The sequence below is a fragment of the Rhizobium alarense genome, from assembly GCF_021555155.1.
In the GTDB taxonomy this organism is placed as follows: Bacteria; Pseudomonadota; Alphaproteobacteria; order Rhizobiales; family Rhizobiaceae; genus Rhizobium_D; species Rhizobium_D alarense.
This window is the reverse complement of sequence record NZ_JAKGBU010000007.1, coordinates 41,888-60,591: the sequence shown is the minus strand read 5'-3', so window position 1 is coordinate 60,591 and position 18,704 is coordinate 41,888. Positions and strand designations below refer to the sequence as shown.

Below are 18,704 nucleotides of genomic sequence, written 5' to 3'. Positions count from 1 at the left end.
ACGAGAAGGGCGGTTTCGCGCAAATATTGACCGGTGGTGGCCGCGCGACCATCGTGACCGACAACTGATTCCAAGTCGACCGCGAGGATCGCGGTCCTGCACACGACAATGGGAGTGCCAAGATGAGCGAAGGTGTGGATCTGAAGGAAATCAAGCGCCGCATGGACGGCGCGATCGGCGCGTTCAAGAGCGACATCGCCTCGCTCCGCACCGGGCGTGCCTCGGCGAATGTTCTCGATCCGGTGACGGTGGAAGCCTATGGCTCGCGCATGCCGCTGAACCAGGTGGCCAACATCACCGTGCCGGAGCCGCGCATGCTGACGGTTTCGGTCTGGGACAAGTCGATGGTGGGCGCCGTCGAACGCGGCATCCGGGAATCCAATCTCGGCCTCAATCCCATCGTCGACGGCCAGAACCTGCGCATCCCGCTGCCGGAACTCAACGAGGAGCGCCGCAAGTCGCTCGTCAAGGTGGCGCACGACTATGCCGAGAAGGGCAAGGTGGCGATACGCCACGTGCGTCGCGACGGCATGGACGACCTGAAAAAAGCCGAAAAGGACGGAGAGATCGGCCAGGACGAAAGCCGCGCCCAGTCCGACCGGGTACAAAAGATGACCGACGAGATGATTTCCGAAGTCGACCGCTTGCTTGCGGAGAAGGAAAAGGAAATCATGCAGGTCTGAGCATCGGCCGAACGGCGTCTCCCGCACTCGCTCACGGATCCCTCATGTCGCAGCCGCGCTATTCCACTGTACCCGCACATGTCGCCATCATCATGGACGGCAACGGTCGCTGGGCGAACGGGCGCGGGCTGCCGCGGACAATGGGGCATCGCAAGGGTGTGGAAGCGGTGCGCGAAGCCGTGCGGACGGCCGGAGAGAGCGGCGTCAAGTACCTGACGCTCTTCGCTTTTTCCTCGGAGAACTGGCGGCGTCCGGAAAGCGAGGTCTCCGATCTCATGGGCCTGCTGAAATCCTTCGTGAGGCGGGATCTCGAGACGCTGCATCGCGAGAACGTCCGCGTGAAGGTCATCGGCGACCGGGCCAATCTGCGCAGCGACGTGCTTCCGCTGCTCCTGGAGGCGGAGGAACGCACGCGCGCCAATACGGCAATTACCCTGGTAATCGCCTTCAACTACGGCGCGCGTGACGAGATCGCCCGCGCGATGCGCTCGATCGCCGGCGATGTGGCGGCCGGCGTGCTGCATCCCGCCGACATCACGCCGGAGCGCATTTCCGCGCGGCTCGACACGGCGGGCATACCCGATCCGGACCTCATCATCCGCACCAGCGGCGAGGAGCGGCTGTCCAACTTCCTGCTCTGGCAGGCCGCCTATGCGGAACTGATGTTCATTCCCGACTTCTGGCCCGATTTTTCGCGCCAGACCTTCCTCGCGGCGCTGGAGAACTATGCCAGCCGCGAACGGCGATTCGGCGGCCTTTCGGAACGGCCGCTGGCGGTCGGCTCCTGATGCAGACCGAACTGCGCCTGCGCATCGTCTCCGGAATCGTGCTCGCGGCCGTCGTGCTGGCCGCCACCTGGGCCGGCGACACGGTGTTCCGCGCGGTTGCCGTGGTGATCGGCCTGCTCGTCTTCTTCGAATGGTCGACGATCTGCGGCCTGGCGATCAAGGACCGGGCCGGCAACTCCATCGCCTGGCTCGCGCTGATTCTCGTCTCCTTCTTTGTCATGACGCTGCAGGGGGCCGGGGCGCTGCTGGTGATCGCGCTTGCCGCCGCCTACGGGCTGGCCGAGCGCCCGCTCGGGCGGGAAACGGGCGGCTGGCTCGGCTGGGGGGTCGTCTATGCCGGCCTGTCGTCGGTCTCGCTGTCGGCGATTCGCGGCGACGACCTGACCGGGCTGATGGCGATGATCTTCGTCTTCGCCGTCGTGTGGGGGACCGACATCCTCGCCTATTTCGTCGGCCGGGCGGTGGGTGGCCCGAAGCTCGCGCCGCGGATCTCGCCCGGCAAGACCTGGTCCGGGGCCATCGGCGGCGCCGTCAGCGCCGTCATCCTCGGAACCGCCGTCTACATGGCCTATTTCACGCTCGACACCGTCTGGATCCCGCTGATCGCGCTTGTGCTGTCGGTCTTCAGCCAGATCGGCGACCTGTTCGAATCCTTCGTCAAGCGCCGTTTCGGCGTCAAGGATTCAGGCAATCTCATCCCGGGCCACGGCGGCGTCATGGACCGGGTCGACGGTCTTGTTTTCGCCTGCTTCGCGGCGTTCCTGATCGGAATAGGCGCGGCGCTCGTGTCCGGCCGCTCGTGGGGTTCTGCCGGTGGATTCGTCCTCGGTTTCTGACGCGACCTTCTGAAGGGAAATGACGACATGGACATGGTGCTCGGTGCTGGCGGTTTCCTGACCGGCTACATCCTTCCCTTCCTCGTCGTGTTGACGCTGATCGTCTTCGTCCACGAGATGGGCCACTATCTCGCCGGGCGCTGGTGCGGTATCGGCGTCACGGCCTTTTCCGTGGGCTTCGGCCCGGAACTCCTCGGCCTCACCGACAGGCACGGCACGCGCTGGAAGCTGTCGGCGATCCCGCTCGGCGGCTACGTGAAGTTCCTCGGCGACGAGGATGCGTCCTCGAAACCCGACTTCGACGCCGTGGCCGGACTGTCGCCGGAGGAGCGGGCGCGCACCTTCCCCGGGGCCGCGCTCTGGAAGCGCGCCGTCACCGTCGCGGCAGGCCCGATCGCCAATTTCATCCTGGCGATCGCGATCTTCGCCGTCATGTTCTCGATCTACGGTCGCCAGATCGCCGATCCGATCGTTGCGGAGGTGCGGCCCGAAAGCGCTGCCGCCGAGGCGGGAGTCCTGCCCGGCGACCTGCTCGTGGCGATCGACGGCGTGGCGGTGACGACCTTCGACGACGTCCGCCGCTATGTCAGCGTGCGGCCGGAACTGCCGATTGTGGTGACCGTCGAGCGCGGCGGCGAGAGGCTCGACCTCACGATGGTGCCGAAGCGCACGGAGATCGAGGACCAGTTCGGCAACAAGGTCGAGCTCGGCATCATCGGCATCGTCACCAACGAGCAGACCGGCAACTTCCGCATCGTCGAGTACGGCCCGCTGGAGGCGGTCGGGCAGGGGGCGCTGCAAAGCTGGCACATCGTCACCGGCACCGTCGACTACCTCTCGAACCTGGTGACCGGCCGCATGAAGGCCGATCAGCTGGGCGGGCCGATCCGGGTCGCGCAGGCTTCCGGCCAGATGGCGACGCTCGGTGTGGCAGCTCTGCTGCAGTTGGCTGCCGTTCTGTCTGTTTCCATTGGACTTTTAAACCTTATGCCCGTCCCGGTACTTGATGGCGGCCACTTGATGTTTTATGCGGTTGAAGCGATACGAGGGCGGCCGGTCGGTCCGACCGCCCAGGAGATCGCATTCCGCATCGGCATGGCACTCGTGCTGATGCTCATGGTCTTTGCGACCTGGAACGACATTTCCATGCTGCTGGGCTAGGGCCGGTGGCATACGAGGGACACGGACTGAGCGAACCTGCCAACAGGCGGTAACCGTCTGTTTACTCTATTCGAACTGCGCAGTGGCGATTGGGCCACGGTTTGAATCGAAGTAAACAGAAATTAACGGGCGACCTTGCTTGTATGGCAAAAGCGGTTAAAACGGCAAACGTGACCGGAGTCGGGTTCGCTGCGGGACATTGAAACGAAGGTAAGTTGTGAAAATGAAAGCTGGTTCAAGATTTTTGAACGCGGTATCCGCCGTTGCGGTCTCGGCGAGCATGGTTGTGACGGGGGGTACGTTCACGACACTCGTTTCGGCAACTGCCGCCCAAGCAGCCGTCGTCCAGCGTGTTGAAGTTCGTGGCGCCGATCGCGTCAGCGCCGATACGGTACGCGCCAACATCACCATCGTTCCCGGCCAGAGCTTTTCCAACGCCGACATTGACGACTCGGTGCGCCGCCTGTTCGCGACCGGCTATTTCTCCGACGTGCGCATGAACATTTCCGGCGGCACGCTGGTCGTGACGGTCTCCGAGAACCAGCTCATCAACCAGGTCGTCTTCAACGGCAACCGCAAGATCAAGGACGATAAGCTGCGTCCGCTCGTGCGCTCGCAGTCGCTCGGCCCCTACAGCGAGACGGCGATCGAAGCCGACAAGCAGACGATCCGTGACGCCTATTCGGCGATCGGCCGCGGCGATGCCGAGGTGACGACCCAGGTCGTTCCGGTCGGCGACGGCCGCGTCAACCTGGCCTTCGTCATCAACGAGGGCGACCGCACGAAGATCACCAAGATCAATTTCGTCGGCAACCAGGCCTACAGCAATTCCCGCCTGCAGGCGGTGATCACGACGAAGGAATCGGGTCTCCTGTCCTTCATCACCCGCAAGGACGTCTACAACGAGGACAAGCTGCGCGCCGACGAAGAGGCGCTGCGCCAGTTCTACTTCAACAACGGCTATGCGGACTTCGACATCGTCTCGTCCGAGGCGGTTCTCGACGAGTCGACGAACGAATACACCGTCACCATCACGGTTTCGGAAGGCGAGCGCTACAAGTTCGGCGACATCAACGTCGAATCGACCGTCGAAGGCGTCGATCCGGAAGAGCTGAACGGCCTGCTCGAGAGCCGTGCCGGCAACACCTACAGCGCCCGCGACGTCCAGGAATCGATGTCCGAGATTTCCAAGCGCGTCACCGCGAAGGGCTATCCCTTTGCCCGCGTGACGCCGCGCGGCAACCGCGACTTCGCGACCAACACCATCGCCGTCGACTACCTCGTCGACCAGGGCGAGCGTGCCTATGTCGAGCGCATCGAGATCCGCGGCAACTCCCGCACGCGGGACTACGTGATCCGCCGCGAATTCGACATCAGCGAAGGCGACGCCTTCAACCAGGAAGTCATCAACCGCGCGAAGCGGCGCCTCGAGGCGCTCGGCTTCTTCTCGGCCGTCAACATCACGACGGCTCCGGGCAGCGAGGGCGACCGCGTCGTCATCATCGTCGACGTCCAGGATCAGTCGACCGGTACCTTCGGTATCGGCGTCGGCTACGAGACCGGCGACGACGGCGGCTTCAAGGTCGAAGCCTCGATCGAGGAAAAGAACTTCCTCGGCCGCGGCCAGTATATCCGCGTGGCGGCAGGCGTCGGAGCGAATTCGCGTTCCTACAATCTGTCCTTCACCGAGCCCTATTTCCTCGGCTATCGTCTTGCGGCCGGTTTCGATCTGTTCCGCAACGAGGACGAGTCGGAAGACTATTACAGCGTCGACACGCAGGGCTTCAGCCTGCGCCTGACGGCGCCGATCACCGAGAACCTCTCCACGACGGTTGCCTACAATTTCACGGAACTCGATTACGACTCCGACAATCTGGACGAGATCGCGTCGCCGTTCGACCGCGCCGTCCGGCAGGGGCCGTGGGTGCGTTCGACGATCTCGCACAGCATCACCTACGATTCGCTCGACGACCGCATCACGCCGCGTGAAGGCTTCCAGGCCACCGCGACGCAGGAATTCGCCGGCGTCGGCGGCGATTCCGATTACTACAAGATCACCGGCAAGGCGCGGTACTATCATCTGCTGCTGCAGGATGCCGACGTGATCGGTTCGCTTTCGGCGGGCGCCGGTCACCTCATCCCGACGAAGGACAATGTCCAGGTCTTCGATCAGCTGCTGCTGACCTCCAACGACCTGCGCGGCTTTGAGTCGGGCGGTATTGGTCCGCGCGCCACGGCGACGGGCGATGCGCTGGGCGGTACGACCTATTTCACGGCTTCCGCCGAGGTCACCTTCCCGCTGCCGTTCATCTCGCGCGACTCGGGCTTCCGCGGCGCCGTCTTCGCGGACGCCGGCACGCTCTACGGCAAGGACGTCAAGACGGTCGCGGCCGACAAGGTTCGCGGCACGGACATGGAATGGCGCGCCTCGGTCGGCGCCAGCGTCCTGTGGGCATCGCCCTTTGGTCCGCTGCGCTTCGACTACGCCATCCCGGTCAAGAAAGAGTCCTACGACGAGACCCAGCGGTTCAAGTTCGGCATTTCGTCGCAATTCTGATCGCGGCAGTCCAGAACTGCAAAGAACGAACGTTCTGGAGCTATGCTGATGGAGCATAACTGGTTCTTTCCGCCCCATGATGGTGTGCGCCTGGGTGACCTGGCGGCCCAGCTTGGGGCGGAACTGCGTCATGAGGCCGATGCCGGGCGGCTGATCCACAATGTGGCACCCGTCTACCGCGCCCGCGAAGGCGATCTCTGTTACATGCTGTCGCGGAAGGCGAAGGTGGAGCTCGACACCTGTGCGGCTTCCGCGATCCTGTGCGACGCGTCGCTGGCGAGCCTCGTTCCGTCCGGCATTGCCGTGCTCGTCACGCCGCGCGCCCACATGGCCTTCGCGCTTGCCGGGGAGATCCTCCAGCCGTCCGCCATGCGTCCGCTGCCGGTGCCGTCCGAGACCGACGGCATCTCGCCGGCAGCCTTCGTCGATCCGGCGGCGCGCCTCGAGCCGAATGTCACGGTCGAGCCGATGGCGGTCATCGGTGCCGACGTGGAGATCGGCGAGGGGACCCGCATCGGCGCCGGCGCGGTCATTGCCCGCGGCGTGCGCATCGGCCGCGACTGCGACGTGGCGCCGGGCGCCTCGGTACAGTGCGCGCTCATCGGCAACAATGTCATCCTGCATCCCGGCGTGCGCATCGGCCAGGACGGCTTCGGCTACGGCCCGTCGCCCAAGGGCGGCATGATCAAGATCGTGCAGATCGGCCGCGTCATCATCCAGGACGACGTGGAGATCGGCGCGAACACGACGATCGACCGCGGCACGATGGACGACACGGTCATCGGGCAGGGCACCAAGATCGACAATCAGGTCCAGATCGGCCACAACGTCCGGATCGGGCGGCATTGCGGCATCGTCAGCAAGGTCGGCATCGCCGGCAGCACGCGCATCGGCGACGGGGTGATGATCGGCGGGGCGACGGGGGTCAACGGGCACATCACCATCGGCGACGGGGTGCAGATCGCCGCAATGAGCGGCGTCGTTTCCGACGTTCCGGCGGGCGAGCGCTACGGCGGTATCCCGGCACGACCGATGAAGGACTTTCTGCGCGACGTGGCGGAAATGACGGCACGCGCGGCGGCGCGCAGCCGCAAGAAGGGGGGCAACGATGAATGATGAACCGAAGACGGCGCTCGGCGTCGCGGAACTGAGGGAAATCCTGAAGCTCCTGCCGCACCGTTATCCGTTCCTGATGATCGACAAGATCGTCGCGATCGACGGCGACAATTCCGCGATCGGCATCAAGAACGTCACGGTCAACGAGCCGCAGTTCACCGGCCACTTTCCGGATCACCCGATCATGCCGGGCGTACTGCTCGTCGAAGGCATGGCGCAGACCGCGGGCGCCATCTGCGCCCGCAAGACCGGGACAGGTTCGAACCTCGTCTATTTCATGACGATCGACAATGCCCGCTTCCGCAAGCCGGTGGTGCCCGGCGACCGCGTCGAGTTCCATGTCGTCAAGCAGAAGCAGCGCGGCAATATCTGGAAGTTTCATTGCGACGCAAAAGTTGATGGGCAACTCGTCGCCGAAGCTGATATCGGCGCGATGATCGTCAACAAGGAAGACGCCTGATCATGATTGCCAGCACTGCGAAGATCCACCCGCTCGCCGTCGTCGAGGACGGTGCGGTGGTCGGGGAGAACGCGACCGTCGGACCCTTCTGCCATGTCGGGCCGCACGTCGTTCTCGGCGACGGCGTGGAGCTCCTGACGCATGTGGTGGTGGCCGGCCGCACCACGGTCGGCGCAGGCACCAGGATCTTCCCCTCCGCCGTCATCGGCGGCGATCCGCAGAGCATCCATCACGGCGGCGAGGAAACGACGCTTTCGATCGGCCGGAACAACACGATCCGCGAGGGCGTGACGATGAACACCGGCACGTCCGGCGGCGGCGGCAGGACGGTCGTCGGCGATGACAACCTCTTCCTCGCCTATTCGCACGTGGCGCATGACTGCCAGGTGGGCAACCACGTCATCCTCTCGAACAACGTCATGCTCGCCGGCCATGTCACGGTCGAGGACCGGGCGATCCTCGGCGGCGGCTCGGCGGTCCACCAGTTCACGCGCATCGGCCGTCAGGCCTTCATCGGCGGGCTTTCCGCCGTCGCCTATGACGTCATTCCCTACGGCATGCTGAACGGCAATCCCGGCATTCTCGGCGGCCTCAACGTGGTCGGCATGGCGCGTGCCGGCATGGAGAAGGCGACGATCCACCGCGTCCGCAAGGCGTTCAAGTCGATCTTCGAGGGCGACGGATCGATCCGTGCCAACGCCGCGGCGATCCGCGACGAGTTCGCCGATTGCGTGCCGGTGGTGCAGATTCTCGATTTCATCGCCGCCGACAGCGACCGGGCATTGTCCTCGCCCAACCGCGGCAAGGGCTGACCGGCATGGCGGGCGCGGGAGCCGGCAGCGGCGATCGCCTCGCCATCATCGCCGGAGGCGGGCTGCTGCCGCGCCATGTGGCGGAAGCGGCGCGTGCCGGCGGCGAAAGCCCCTTCGTCATCGCCCTCGACCGGGAGTCAGACGTCGACTGGAACGGGTTCGAGACCGTCCGTCTGGAGGTCGGCGACTTTGCCGGCATTACGAAGACCTTCGTCAGTCGCGGCATCGGCCGCGTCGTGCTTTCCGGCGGCGTGCGCCGCCGGCCGGACTGGCGGGCGATCCGGCCGACCATCGCCTCGCTGCGCAAGATACCATCGGTGCTTCGCACGCTGCGGGCGGGCGGCGACGACGCGGTCCTGAAAATGGTCATCGGCCTCATCGAGGCGAGCGGCGCGCGCGTCATCGGCGTGCAGGACATCCTGCCGAACCTGCTTGCGACGGCGGGTCCGCTTGGACGGCATGCGCCCGACGATGCGGCACGGCGCGACATCACCGTCGCGGCCGCCGCCGCCACCGCCCTCGGTCGCCTCGATGTCGGGCAGGGCGCGGTCGCCGTCGGCGGACGTGTCGTTGCGCTCGAGGGGCCCGAGGGCACGGATGCCATGCTCGCGCGTGTCGCCGCCCTCAAGGCGGACGGCCGCATCTCGGCGCGCCGGCGCGGCGTGCTCGTCAAGCTCTGCAAGCCGCAGCAGGAACTGCGCGCCGACCTGCCGTCGATCGGTCCGGCGACCGTCGAGAACGCCCACGCGGCGGGGCTCGCCGGCATTGCGCTGGAGGCCGGCCGCACACTGGTCCTCGAACGCGACCGGGTCGTGGCGACCGCCGACCGGCTCGGCCTTTTCGTCACGGGTCTCGTTCGCGAGGCAGAAAGGCCGGAGGAATGGGCGTGAAGCTCGCCGTGATCGCCGGCGAAGTGTCGGGCGACCTCCTGGGCGCCGACCTGATCCGTGCGCTGCGACCGCGGCTTGGCACGCAGCTCGACCTCGTCGGGGTCGGCGGCGAGGCGATGCAGGCCGAAGGCCTTGCCTCGCTCTTCGACTATTCCGAACTGTCGATCATGGGGATCGCGCAGGTGCTGAAACGCCTGCCGCAGCTTCTCCTGCGCATCCGCCAGACGGCACGGGCCATCATCGCCGCAAAGCCGGACCTGCTCGTCCTCATCGACAGCCCGGACTTCACCCACCGCGTCGCAAACCGCGTGCGGCGCGCGCTGCCCGACCTGCCGATCGTCGACTATGTCTGCCCGAGCGTCTGGGCCTGGAAGCCGGAACGCGCGACGAAGATGCTCGACTATGTCGATCACGTGCTGGCGATCCTGCCCTTCGAGCCCGCGGTGATGGCCGAACTCGGCGGGCCGCCGACGACCTATGTCGGGCACCGCCTGGTCGCCGACCCGGATGTCGCGTCGGTGCAGGCGCGACAGGCGGCGAGGGGGGCTGCACCGGGGCCCGACCGGGCGACGTGCCTGCTGCTGCCGGGATCGCGCGGCACCGAGGTGGAGCGCCTGATGCCGGTCTTTGGCGAGGCGATGCAGGAACTGCGCGCCCGCCATCCGGAGATGCGTTTCCTGCTGCCGGCAGTGCCTCGTCAGGAGGCCCGCATCCGCGCGCTCGTCGCCAGATGGCCTGAAAGGCCGGAGATCCGCGTCGGGCCCGTCGGCAAGTGGGCAGCCTTCGCCGAGGCCGACGTGGCTGTGGCCGCCTCCGGCACGGTCATCCTCGAATTGGCACTCTGCCGCATTCCGACGGTCTCGACCTACAAGTCCGACCTGCTGATCAGGCTGATGCACAGCCGGATCACGGCCTGGACCGCCGCCTTGCCGAACCTCATCGCTGACTATTCGGTGGTGCCGGAATACCTGAACGAGGCGATCCGCCCCGGCGGCCTGACGCGCTGGGTGGAGCGGCTGACGGCCGACACGCCGGAGCGCGCCGCGATGCTTGCCGGCTTCGACCTGGTGCGCCGGACGATGGTGACCGAAATTCCGCCGGGCGAGCGCGCCGCCGATGTCGTCCTTGACGTGCTGGGGCGGACCCGGTTCGCCGGATGACCCGCACTCGGTTCTGCCCAAAGAAAAAGCCGCCCGGGATCGCTCCGCGGGCGGCTTTGTTTTGACCGGTCCGGCGATCGTTTATCGCTTGGAGACCGGAATATAGTCGCGGCGCGACTGGCCGACATAAAGCTGGCGCGGGCGGCCGATGCGCTGTTCCGGATCCTCGATCATCTCGTTCCACTGGGCGATCCAGCCGACGGTGCGGGCAAGCGCGAAGAGCACGGTGAACATCGTCGTGGGGAAGCCGAGCGCCTTCAGCGTGATGCCCGAATAGAAGTCGATGTTCGGATAGAGCTTCTTCTCGATGAAATATTCGTCCGTCAACGCGATGCGCTCGAGTTCCATCGCCACTTCCAGCATCGGATCGTCCTTGATGCCGAGTTCGCCGAGCACCTCATGCGTCGTCTTCTGCATGATCTTGGCGCGCGGATCGTAGTTCTTGTAGACGCGGTGGCCGAAGCCCATCAGGCGGAACGGGTCGTTCTTGTCCTTGGCGCGGCCGATATATTCCGGGATGTGTTCGACCGAGCCGATTTCGGCGAGCATGTTGAGCGCCGCTTCGTTGGCACCGCCATGCGCCGGACCCCAGAGGCAGGCGATGCCGGCCGCGATGCAGGCGAAGGGATTGGCGCCCGACGAACCGGCGAGGCGGACCGTGGAGGTCGACGCGTTCTGCTCGTGATCGGCATGCAGGATGAAGATGCGGTCCATGGCGCGCGACAGCACCGGGTTGACCACGTAGTCCTCGCAGGGCACGGCAAAACACATGCGCAGGAAGTTGGACGCGTAGTCGAGATCGTTCTTCGGATAAACGAAGGGCTGGCCGATATGGTACTTGTAGGCCATGGCGGCGAGCGTCGGCATCTTGGCGATCATGCGCAGCGACGCGACCATGCGCTGGTGCGGGTCGGTGATGTCGGTCGAGTCGTGATAGAAGGCCGACAGCGCGCCGACGCAGCCGCACATGACGGCCATCGGATGCGCGTCGCGGCGGAAGCCCGTGAAGAAGCGGGACATCTGCTCGTGGACCATCGTGTGATGGGTCACGCGGTAGTCGAAGTCGTCCTTCTGGGACTTCGTCGGCAGTTCGCCGTAGAGCAGCAGGTAGCAGACTTCGAGGAAGTCGCCATGCTCGGCAAGCTGGTCGATCGGATAGCCGCGGTGCAGCAGCACGCCTTCGTCGCCGTCGATATAGGTGATCTTGGATTCGCAGGACGCCGTCGACGTGAAGCCCGGGTCGTAGGTGAAGGCGCCCGTCTGTTTGTAGAGCGAGCCGATATCGACGACATCCGGCCCGATGGAGCCGGATCGCATCGGCAATTCGATTGCCTTGTCGCCGATCGACACAGCCGCGCTTTTCCCTGTCATGAGCGTCCTCCATTTGCCTGAAAAGTGGCACAGAGCTGTACCACGGATATGACGTGCCGTTGTGCTATCCCATTTCGCGGGGCATGCCAAGCAATACAAAAGGCAAATTGTGCGTTGCGAAACAAGGGTTCTGGCATCGCAATATCTACTGTTCCGGGCGCGATTCAAGCAATTTGTGGTGGCGGCGGAGCGAAATAGGGAGGGCGCATCCCTTTCTGCGCGCGGCCACCCGGACCTATTGTTTTGATTGCATTTTAAAATCGAAGGTTGCATACTCCGGCTGCGGCTGGAGTGGGTGCCGATGCGGGATCAAGCGGAACTCGGACAGGACCGGCGGGCAGAGATCGCCGGCTGGTCCGCGGGCACCGTCGCGCCGGAAGCCGCGGTGGCGGACAGCGGCGTGCCGGTCGTTCGGCCGGCCGGCGGGCGTCTCCGGCTTCGCTGCGGGCAGGCCCTCGCCACCGGGCGCAGGCGTTTCGGCGAGGCGGCCGCCGTCGAGCGTGACTTCGGCCATGTCCTTCTCTTCTGTCCGGTCGCGCTCGGCACCGGCGCCGCCGTCTGGTATGGGTTCGCCGCGGATCCGCCGCTGGCGGCGCCTGCCGTGGCGCTGGCGATCCTCGCCGCGCCGGCGATGGTCTCCTGGCGGCATCGCGGCTGGCCGGGCCTCATCGTCGCGATGCTGCTGCTCGTGCCGCTCGGCATGCTTCTCGCGGCCTTCGAGAGCCGGCGCATGGCGACGGTCCTTCTCGACATGCCGGTCACCACCACCGTCACCGGCCGGATCCTGGCGCGCGAAATCGACGACAGGGGCCGCTACCGCTACCTGCTTGCCGTTGGCGCGACGCGCGAACCGGTCTTGAAGCGTCCGCCGGAGCGCGTGCGGCTGCTGGCGCGCGGCGGCAAGCCCCTTGCCATCGGCGCGACCGTCACCGGCCGGGCGCGGCTCAGCCCGCCCTCCGGACCGGCGCTTGCCGGCCTCAACGATTTTGCCTTCGACGCCTATATGGCCGGGATCGGCGCCTTCGGCTTCTTCTACGGCAGCCCGGCAGAAACGGAGGGCGCAGGCAGGCACGCTGCCGGCCCCCTCGAATTCGTCGGCGAAACCGTCGGCGCGGCGCGGGAGGCGATCGGCAATCATATCCGCAATCGCATTGGCGGCGAAGCCGGGGCGATCGCTGCGGCGCTGGTGACGGGCGAGGAGCGGGCGATCGGCGAGGAGACGATCGAGGTTCTCCGCCAGGCGGGCCTCGCCCATGTGCTCGCCATATCGGGCCTGAACATGGTGCTGGCGGCCGGCACGTTCCTCGTCGGGGCACGCACGCTGCTGGCCGTCCTGCCGGGTGTTGCGGAACGCTATCCGGTGAAGAAGATCGCGGCCGTCGGCGCGCTGCTGATGGTCACCGGCTATATCCTGATCTCCGGCGGCGCCGTCTCGGCCGTCCGCGCCTGGATCATGATCTCCGTCATGCTCGTCGCCGTGCTGTTCGACCGGGCGGCGATCAGCCTGCGGAATCTCGCCCTGTCGGCCATCCTCATCCTCGCCGTCACGCCGTCGGCCGTCACCGGTCCCGGCTTCCAGATGTCCTATGCCGCGACGCTGGGGCTCGTCGCCGGCTATGCGCGCTGGCGGGAGCGTGCTCCGGCCGCGGAGGCGGGATCGACCGGCCGTGTCCTGCGGCCTGTCCTCGGTTTTTTTGCCGGTCTCCTGCTGTCCTCGCTCATCGGCGGGCTGGCGACGCTCATCTATTCCGTCGGCCACTTCCACCGGCTGCCGGCCTACGGGCTTGCCGGCAACATGCTGGCCATGCCGATCATCTCGCTGCTGGTGATGCCGGCCGGCATGGTCGCCCTGCTGCTCATGCCTTTCGGCCTCGACGGCCCGGCCTTTTCCGTCATGGGCACCGGCATCGATTGGATGATCCGCCTGTCGGCCTGGGTAGCCGGCTGGGGCGGTGAGGTGGTCACGGGGCGCATCCCCTTCACCGTCTTCCTGCTCGTCGGCACCGGCGGGGCGCTGCTCTGCCTGCTGAGGACGCGGCTCCGGCTGGCCGGCGTGCTGCTGCTTGCGGCCGGTGCGTCGTGGTTTCTGCTGGCCCCCCGCGAACCGCCGCCCGACCTCGTCGTCTCGGAGGACGGCAGGCTCGTCGCTGCCGTCTCGGACGGGAGGGTCGCCACCAACCGCCAGCGTCCGTCGGACTTCGTCTTCGCGCAATGGAGCCGCGCGCTGCGGCTCGGCGATCCGGTCCGGCCGCACCTGCTGGCGGCGAGCGAGCCGCTGCGCGACGTAGCGGGCGAGACAGGCGGGAGCGGTCTGGAACGGCGGATCGACGGCGAGCGGGTGCGCCGGCTGATGCGGACGGTCCTGTCCGGGCCAAGGATGCGCTTCACCTGTCACCGCCGCGAATGGTGCGGCGCGCGCACCGCCTCCGGCCTTGCCGTCGTGACGCTCGACGACCCGGCCTTTCTCGGCCCCGCCTGCGACACGGCCGACATCGTGGTCGCGGCGCAGCCTCTGCGGCAGACCGAATGCCGCTCGGGTGCCCGGCTCTTCACCGCCCGCAGCCTGCGGGCGACGGGCGCGCTGGAAATCCGCCGCGCCGCAGACGACGCCGACGAAGGTTCGGCGGATCAACAACAGCCTGTGGCGTCCGTCTATTCTTCGGCAAAAGGAGATCGGCAGGGGCAACAGCATCCGGCGCTCGCGATACACCGAGCCGTCGCGACGCTCGAACGCCCCTGGTCGCGCCATCGCCTCTACGACTGGCGGACGGACAAATTCTCAGCGGCACCCTGAACGGAAGGCGGCGCAGGAACGCCCTCGATCGAGTGGCGCGTGCACGAGAAAGCTGGCTGGACGCGGTCGCCGTCAGCCGCCGTTCGATCCGGCCAGCGTGCGATAGTCGATCTTGTCGAACACCGTGCAGGCACCATTCAGCGTGGCGTCCAGAATGCGCCGTCCGTCCGCCTCGAAGATCCGTCTCGCCTCAGCATAGGATTGCTCCGATTGTACGAGGTCGGGGTTGTTCCAGGTCTTGCCGGCAAAATAGTCGGTGCTGAAATGGTTCGGATCGGGGCCCTCGAGATGCTTGTTCTCATGCGGCGCGCCGCTGAAGCTGTAGCGATGGTCCATGCCGATAATGACAACCTCGCTGAAGCCCATGTAGTAGGCAACCTGCAGCGCCGCATGGGTGACCGTGCCGCCCTCGCGCACTCCCTCCGTGATGTCCTTCGAGAAGATGACCGGAGGCCCCAGCACTTGCATATGGTAGGTGAAGGCATCCTCGGGAAGAAATGCTGCGGCGCGACGCCCAATAAACTTGATGCAGCTCATGGCGGCAAGTTCCGCACGGGACTGCTCCACGACCTTGGCATTCACGGCAACCAGATAGCGCGGATAGAAGCCGAAACGGTCGAGACCGAGATGAATCTTGTTCAAACCGATGACGGTCTCACGCCTGAGGAAGGCGAGATCCATGTCGTTGAGCGAAGGGCCGTTGCACACGATGACGCAACGTTGTCCCTGGTGGATATCCTTGAAGCGGGAAAGGGTTGGCATCGGCATTCCGAAATTTAGGCAGTTTCAACAAAACCGAGTGCTTGTTCCGGATATCCCAGAACGCTCCGGTATTCTTCCTCGACTGTACCAAAAAAATAGCTGCGCCATTCCGAACTGACGCCAGTCGTCGCATGCTTCGGCGCCGTGCGCATGTTCCATAAGCAGTGCGGTGAAGCCAGTTCCAAACACCTTTCCAAGGCCGCTCCCTTAAATCCGATGTGGCGGAATGCTCTCCTGAGTGCAAACATGTCCTGATCGTGTGAAATTTCCTCAAGCGTAAGGGTGAAAAATCTGAAGTCTTTTGGGAATGCCTGCATTTTTCTCACCACACCTTGCGAAAAGCACCTCATTTCAAATATCAACTTCTCGGAAATGTTACCACAGCTCCGCAACATCTGCCGATACGTCCGCCCGTCAAAAGAAAATCCGGAATCGAAACCGTCCCTGGCATCGATTTTGTAGTGCGAAAGAATTTCGATTTTGGACTGAATACTCACTTTTGGATTCTTAATAATGTTGTAAGTATCGCGATCGGTAAGTGAATTGAAGGTGGAATCCGTGAATCGCTGCAATGGAACGTCCACCCAAGGTTCTCTGCATTTTTCGTGGTAAATCGCCGCTGAATAGATGAGCGACTTGGGATGCCGTATACAGTGTATGCCTCGAAAATTTGCTGCGTTCAGGATCTCCTTTACGTCCGAATGCTGATGAAAGCAAATATCCCAACCAGCATTCATCTCTTCTGGTTCGTAAAATTTCATCCATATCTTCTTGCCAAATTCCGCCGCAATGTCATTGAATACGGCGCGCAGAAAAGTTGTGCCGGACTTGTGATGGCAGCACACTAATATATTTTCGGATGGTACATCGGAATAAGTATTTCCTTTATTAATTTTTATAAAAGAATTGGAAGATTCATCTTGTTTGTTTGTGTGAAATACCTTATTTCTCTCCATGTTGTATCCAAGAATCCGGCAAAGATCCTTGAAGTTATTCAGATTTTTTCGACTGTCCAGTGTGATTCCGTCTTGATAAAAAGATGTATCGTCGCGGCTGATAGCCTGATGCCTGAACGAGTCTCTATTTGGGGCCGAGAGGTCCAGTTTTTTGCAGATTTCACGCGTAAGTAGATAGGAGTTGTCGAAGTCTTCACTTCGGATCAATGAATCTCTCGCCTCCTTGCCGACAAAGTCCAGCCACTTCCGGCAAATTGCGTCAAGATTTGTACTGGGGTCGCCTGCATCAGGAACAGGTTCATTGAGAAATGCGGTGAGTGGATGGGAGACTATTGTCAGGTTTTTTGACTGGGTGTGTGTGAAGAAAGCAGACGTTGTACCGTCTCCGATTTTCTTCACACAGACGGGAATGTAGCCTTGCTGAATGAGTGATTTCTGTATTGATTGTAGTGTTGATTGTTGCACCTCAATCCGCTCAAGTTCTGTCAGGCGTGAGGTTGTTGATGACGCGGAACGCTCGGAAATCTCTGAAAAGAATACCCTGCTTTTGTCAGATGCGTCGCACCGGCCAATCGGAAGGACAAAGACGTTCGGTATAAGATCAAGAAGTTCTACAAGGTGAGAAAATAAGGAGTTATCGGTCACATATATCGTTCTGAAAAAAGTCTCGTATAATGACGACTCTATTTCATGCAGAGAGCGCTCGAAATCATTTATTAACTCTTTAAGTTGCTTTTTTGTATCAAAGTCAGATCTGAGTGATGTTTTTAGATTTAACAGAATTTCCTCAATTTCTTCTATTGCGGGATCATTTATGTTGATTTCAAGATGATCTTTGGCGATATTTCTCTTCTGCATAGCCGTTAAAGCTCTTTTTGTGGTGACGTTTCTTGTTTTAATGGTTCATTGTTATTGTTTTTTTCAGGGGATTTCTTCAATTTTTGCAATAACTCACGCAAATTTGGGGCGAGGCGATGGAAAGCGTGATCTTGCAGTTGCTTAATGTCCAGAAGTTTTTTATATCTTTGTCGCAGATCTGTTAAGTCGCCTTGAAGAATACCTTGTGTTCGCAAAGCCAGGGCGAGATCTCCCTGGGTTGCCCGTAACTCGAGCGCCAAATGATCATGCGCTTCGGCCAGTTTGGCGTACGATGATTCTATTTCAATAATCCGTTTCGCCGCGGCTTCCAGCTTCGTCACCGTCTCCGCCAAAGCGCGAGCGTCGTGCCGGGCTTCGAAGTGAAGAACGGGCCAGTCGGGATCGTTCCGATCGGTTGCCAAGAGGCGGAATTTTTCGTTCGTGAGCCAGGCTTCCAATTGAGCACGGGTCGCCGCACCGTCGTAGAGTGCTTCCTCGCCGCAACGGAGGTCGACCTGGTCTATGAGATGCAGGCTGTCGGCTGCCTTCCAGGCTTTGAGGATCTCCATCTCGACACCGGGCGCTTCCAATGCGAGGCGCAACGGACGCTGTATCTCACCGAGACGCGCAAGCAGCGAACGCGGCGACAGAGTTTGCACCTCTTGACGAGACACGGTTTCGAGACCGGGCAGCAATGCCTTGAGCTTTGTCGGCGGCTTGAGGCTGCTCAGCGCTGACGCCGTCAGAATTTCAAGTGTCGCGACGCCGTCGGTCGCGGCAAGCGCAAGGGGCATGACGACGATTTTCGGCATAGCCTTCGTGCGGCGCTGAAGAAGGACCACGATGTCCGGATTGGGCTCGATCAGGACGACGCGCGACGCGTCCGAAGCATTCAGTGCCTCGACATTTTCTGCCCTGCCTGCGCCGACATGAATGATGGTTCCTGCGGGCTTGTCCTGCTCTGGTAGCATGATACTCTCGTTATCGTCGCCAGTGGCTTGCCCGCACAATGCATATCCGAGCAAGAGGCAGGGGGCACCATATTACTCAAGCTCTGCCTTGTCACAGTCTTTTTGGCAATGCCAAACAGCTTTGGGGGCGGGTTTCCTGTGGTCCCTGCGGCGCGAGAAAAAGACGGCGTGCGGCCGAATTTCTAATCGTCTCGTCAGGGCGGAGGCGATCTTTCAACAGCGCGAGAGTAGGAAACCGCTGGCACGCCCTAGGGGAGTCGAACCCCTCTTTTCAGAATGAAAATCTGACGTCCTAACCGATAGACGAAGGGCGCGTGCGGTGGGCGTCTTCTAATGAGAGGTTCGGCGATGCGCAAGACGCATCCGGCACTTTTTTGAAAGATTTTCGACAGGTCGTTCCGCGCGGCCGGACGCCGGTTGCAACGGTATCCGGGGAGAGGCGGGGGGAAGGTCGCTGGCACGCCCTAGGGGAGTCGAACCCCTCTTTTCAGAATGAAAATCTGACGTCCTAACCGATAGACGAAGGGCG

At 63.1% G+C, this 18,704-nt stretch carries 15 protein-coding genes and 2 tRNA genes; 11 read left to right on the top strand and 6 right to left on the bottom strand.

Features of this window, described 5'->3' with window-relative positions; genetic code table 11:
* The first annotated feature begins 122 nt into the window (after positions 1–122).
* The 10 genes from frr to lpxB all read left to right on the top strand — a co-directional run bounded on the left by frr (position 123) and on the right by lpxB (position 10,463).
* Positions 123–683 (top strand): ribosome recycling factor, encoded by a 561-nt coding sequence (gene frr, locus LXM94_RS03790; RefSeq protein WP_235769807.1) that lies wholly within the window; start codon positions 123–125, stop codon positions 681–683.
* Positions 684–727: 44 nt separating this feature from the next.
* Positions 728–1,471 (top strand): isoprenyl transferase, encoded by a 744-nt coding sequence (locus LXM94_RS03785; protein WP_235769806.1) that lies wholly within the window; start codon positions 728–730, stop codon positions 1,469–1,471.
* The gene (locus tag LXM94_RS03780; RefSeq protein ID WP_235769805.1) at positions 1,471–2,307 is read left to right on the top strand and encodes a phosphatidate cytidylyltransferase; all 837 of its coding nucleotides are present in this window, start codon (positions 1,471–1,473) and stop codon (positions 2,305–2,307) included. Before LXM94_RS03785 ends, LXM94_RS03780 begins: the two co-directional genes overlap by 1 nt.
* A gap of 27 nt (positions 2,308–2,334) precedes the next feature.
* Positions 2,335–3,468, top strand: coding sequence for an RIP metalloprotease RseP (gene rseP / locus LXM94_RS03775; protein WP_235769804.1), 1,134 nt, complete (start codon positions 2,335–2,337; stop codon positions 3,466–3,468).
* Positions 3,469–3,691: 223 nt separating this feature from the next.
* Positions 3,692–6,025, top strand: a complete 2,334-nt coding sequence (gene bamA, locus LXM94_RS03770) for an outer membrane protein assembly factor BamA (protein WP_235769803.1) — start codon at positions 3,692–3,694, stop codon at positions 6,023–6,025.
* Positions 6,026–6,073: 48 nt separating this feature from the next.
* A complete protein-coding gene (lpxD, locus tag LXM94_RS03765; protein WP_235769802.1) occupies positions 6,074–7,141 on the top strand; it encodes a UDP-3-O-(3-hydroxymyristoyl)glucosamine N-acyltransferase in 1,068 nt (355 codons plus the stop codon).
* Positions 7,134–7,601, top strand: a complete 468-nt coding sequence (gene fabZ / locus LXM94_RS03760; protein WP_235769801.1) for a 3-hydroxyacyl-ACP dehydratase FabZ — start codon at positions 7,134–7,136, stop codon at positions 7,599–7,601. Before lpxD ends, fabZ begins: the two co-directional genes overlap by 8 nt.
* Positions 7,602–7,603: 2 nt before the next feature.
* Complete coding sequence (gene lpxA / locus LXM94_RS03755) at positions 7,604–8,413, top strand: acyl-ACP--UDP-N-acetylglucosamine O-acyltransferase (protein WP_408015579.1); 810 nt, start codon at positions 7,604–7,606, stop codon at positions 8,411–8,413.
* A 5-nt stretch (positions 8,414–8,418) separates the two neighbouring features.
* Entirely contained in the window at positions 8,419–9,303 is an 885-nt protein-coding gene (locus LXM94_RS03750) for an LpxI family protein (RefSeq protein WP_235769800.1), read from the top strand.
* Positions 9,294–10,463 carry a lipid-A-disaccharide synthase gene (gene lpxB, locus LXM94_RS03745; RefSeq protein ID WP_408015578.1) on the top strand — a complete coding sequence of 390 codons (1,170 nt, stop codon included), beginning with the start codon at positions 9,294–9,296 and terminating at the stop codon, positions 10,461–10,463. Before LXM94_RS03750 ends, lpxB begins: the two co-directional genes overlap by 10 nt.
* An 81-nt stretch (positions 10,464–10,544) precedes the next feature.
* Here lpxB and gltA read toward each other — a convergent pair whose 3' ends face one another.
* On the bottom strand, positions 10,545–11,834 hold the full coding sequence (gltA, locus tag LXM94_RS03740) for a citrate synthase (protein ID WP_235769798.1): 1,290 nt from the start codon (positions 11,832–11,834) through the stop codon (positions 10,545–10,547).
* A gap of 301 nt (positions 11,835–12,135) precedes the next feature.
* Between gltA and LXM94_RS03735 the strand changes: the two genes are divergently transcribed.
* On the top strand, positions 12,136–14,628 hold the full coding sequence (locus tag LXM94_RS03735) for a ComEC/Rec2 family competence protein (protein ID WP_235769797.1): 2,493 nt from the start codon (positions 12,136–12,138) through the stop codon (positions 14,626–14,628).
* A gap of 72 nt (positions 14,629–14,700) precedes the next feature.
* On the opposite strand, the gene LXM94_RS03730 is transcribed toward LXM94_RS03735, so the two are convergent.
* The 5 genes from LXM94_RS03730 to LXM94_RS03710 form a co-directional block, all read right to left on the bottom strand.
* On the bottom strand, positions 14,701–15,390 hold the full coding sequence (locus tag LXM94_RS03730) for a 6-hydroxymethylpterin diphosphokinase MptE-like protein (protein ID WP_235769796.1): 690 nt from the start codon (positions 15,388–15,390) through the stop codon (positions 14,701–14,703).
* 14 nt (positions 15,391–15,404) lie between these two features.
* Positions 15,405–17,204: a hypothetical protein gene (locus LXM94_RS03725; RefSeq protein WP_235769795.1), complete on the bottom strand. Its 1,800-nt coding sequence runs from the start codon at positions 17,202–17,204 to the stop codon at positions 15,405–15,407.
* Between the two features lie 5 nt (positions 17,205–17,209).
* Entirely contained in the window at positions 17,210–18,175 is a 966-nt protein-coding gene (locus tag LXM94_RS03720) for a class I SAM-dependent methyltransferase (protein ID WP_235769794.1), read from the bottom strand.
* Positions 18,176–18,414: 239 nt separating this feature from the next.
* Positions 18,415–18,489 (bottom strand) — tRNA-Glu (locus tag LXM94_RS03715).
* A 141-nt stretch (positions 18,490–18,630) separates the two neighbouring features.
* A tRNA-Glu gene (locus tag LXM94_RS03710) sits at positions 18,631–18,704 on the bottom strand.